General features: G+C 57.2%; 2 rRNA genes (1 of these 2 only partly in view). Both read right to left on the reverse strand.

Annotated features, from left to right (window positions below):
• Positions 1-2,091: ribosomal RNA gene (locus ACGFNI_RS35820) — 23S ribosomal RNA — on the reverse strand; the annotation flags it as partial.
• 304 nt (positions 2,092-2,395) lie between these two features.
• Positions 2,396-2,676 (reverse strand): 16S ribosomal RNA (locus tag ACGFNI_RS35825); it runs 1,347 nt beyond the window's last position.

The following is a 2,676-nucleotide window of genomic DNA, read 5'->3' on the forward strand; positions in this document are numbered from 1 at the left end:
CCGAAGATTGATTAACCGGTCCCCTTAACGTTCCAGCACCGGGCAGGCGTCAGTCCGTATACATCGCCTTACGGCTTCGCACGGACCTGTGTTTTTAGTAAACAGTCGCTTCTCGCTGGTCTCTGCGGCCACCCCCAGCTCACACTGCAAGAGTGATCACCGGAAATGGCCCCCCTTCTCCCGAAGTTACGGGGGCATTTTGCCGAGTTCCTTAACCATAGTTCACCCGAACGCCTCGGTATTCTCTACCTGACCACCTGAGTCGGTTTAGGGTACGGGCCGCCATGAAACTCGCTAGAGGCTTTTCTCGACAGCATAGGATCATCCACTTCACCACAATCGGCTCGGCATCAGGTCTCACCCACAATGTCATCCGGATTTACCTGGACAACGGGCTACACCCTTACCCCGGGACAACCACCGCCCGGGCTGGACTACCTTCCTGCGTCACCCCATCGCTTACCTACTACAGATCTGGACCACCGGCTCCACCACGTCCCTTTGTCCGAAGACTCCAGGCCGGCTTCACGGGCTTAGCATCGTCTGATTCGATACTGGGCGTTTCAAAGCGGGTACCGGAATATCAACCGGTTGTCCATCGACTACGCCTGTCGGCCTCGCCTTAGGTCCCGACTTACCCTGGGCAGATCAGCTTGACCCAGGAACCCTTAGTCAATCGGCGCACACGTTTCCCACGTGTGTATCGCTACTCATGCCTGCATTCTCACTCGTGAACCGTCCACAACTCGTTTCCACGGCTGCTTCACCCGGCACACGACGCTCCCCTACCCATCACAGCCGGCGTTGGCCGTATTGCTGCAATGACACGACTTCGGCGGTGTGCTTGAGCCCCGCTACATTGTCGGCGCGGAATCACTTGACCAGTGAGCTATTACGCACTCTTTCAAGGATGGCTGCTTCTAAGCCAACCTCCTGGTTGTCTCTGCGACTCCACATCCTTTCCCACTTAGCACACGCTTAGGGGCCTTAGTCGATGCTCTGGGCTGTTTCCCTCTCGACCATGGAGCTTATCCCCCACAGTCTCACTGCCGCGCTCTCACTTACCGGCATTCGGAGTTTGGCTAAGGTCAGTAACCCGGTAGGGCCCATCGCCTATCCAGTGCTCTACCTCCGGCAAGAAACACACGACGCTGCACCTAAATGCATTTCGGGGAGAACCAGCTATCACGGAGTTTGATTGGCCTTTCACCCCTAACCACAGGTCATCCCCCAGGTTTTCAACCCTGGTGGGTTCGGTCCTCCACGAAGTCTTACCTCCGCTTCAACCTGCCCATGGCTAGATCACTCCGCTTCGGGTCTTGAGCATGCTACTAAACGCCCTATTCGGACTCGCTTTCGCTACGGCTCCCCCACACGGGTTAACCTCGCAACATACCGCAAACTCGCAGGCTCATTCTTCAAAAGGCACGCAGTCACGACTGCATGTGCAAGCACATACAGCGACGCTCCCACGGCTTGTAGGCACACGGTTTCAGGTACTATTTCACTCCGCTCCCGCGGTACTTTTCACCATTCCCTCACGGTACTATCCGCTATCGGTCACCAGGGAATATTTAGGCTTAACGGGTGGTCCCGCCAGATTCACACGGGATTTCTCGGGCCCCGTGCTACTTGGGTGTCTCTCAAACGAGCCGCTAATGTTTCGTCTACGGGGGTCTTACCCTCTACGCCGGACCTTTCGCATGTCCTTCGACTACACCAACGGTTTCTGACTCGCCTCACAGCCGGCAGACTGCAAAAGAGAGATCCCACAACCCCGCACTGGCAACCCCTGCCGGGTATCACACCAATACGGTTTGGCCTCATCCAGTTTCGCTCGCCACTACTCCCGGAATCACGGTTGTTTTCTCTTCCTGCGGGTACTGAGATGTTTCACTTCCCCGCGTTCCCTCCACACTGCCTATGTGTTCAGCAGCGGGTGACAGCCCATGACGACTGCCGGGTTTCCCCATTCGGACACCCCCGGATCAAAGCTCGGTTGACAGCTCCCCGGGGCCTATCGTGGCCTCCCACGTCCTTCATCGGTTCCTGGTGCCAAGGCATCCACCGTGCGCCCTTAAAAACTTGGCCACAGATGCTCGCGTCCACTGTGCAGTTCTCAAGCAACGACCAGCCACCCACCACCCCAACCCGAAGGCTGAGTTCACTGGGGCCGGCATCGCGAAGGTCCAAACCATACGGTCCGTACCCTCAGATACCCAACAGCGCGCCCGGCCCACCCAAACCCCAGAAGCGTTCCACGCCGAAGCAGTACTAACTTCTGAAGATCAAGTGTGCCGAATAGTCAACGTTCCACCCATGAGCAACCAGCACCGGACATTCGCCGATGTACTGGCCTCTGACCAAGCAAAACCTGGTAAGAAGTGCTCCTTAGAAAGGAGGTGATCCAGCCGCACCTTCCGGTACGGCTACCTTGTTACGACTTCGTCCCAATCGCCAGTCCCACCTTCGACGATTCCCTCCCACAAGGGGTTGGGCCACCGGCTTCGGGTGTTACCGACTTTCGTGACGTGACGGGCGGTGTGTACAAGGCCCGGGAACGTATTCACCGCAGCAATGCTGATCTGCGATTACTAGCAACTCCGACTTCATGGGGTCGAGTTGCAGACCCCAATCCGAACTGAGACCGGCTTTTTGAGATTCGCTCCACCTCGC

The sequence above is a fragment of the Streptomyces sp. NPDC048644 genome, assembly GCF_043199105.1.
In the GTDB taxonomy this organism is placed as follows: Bacteria; Actinomycetota; Actinomycetes; order Streptomycetales; family Streptomycetaceae; genus Streptomyces.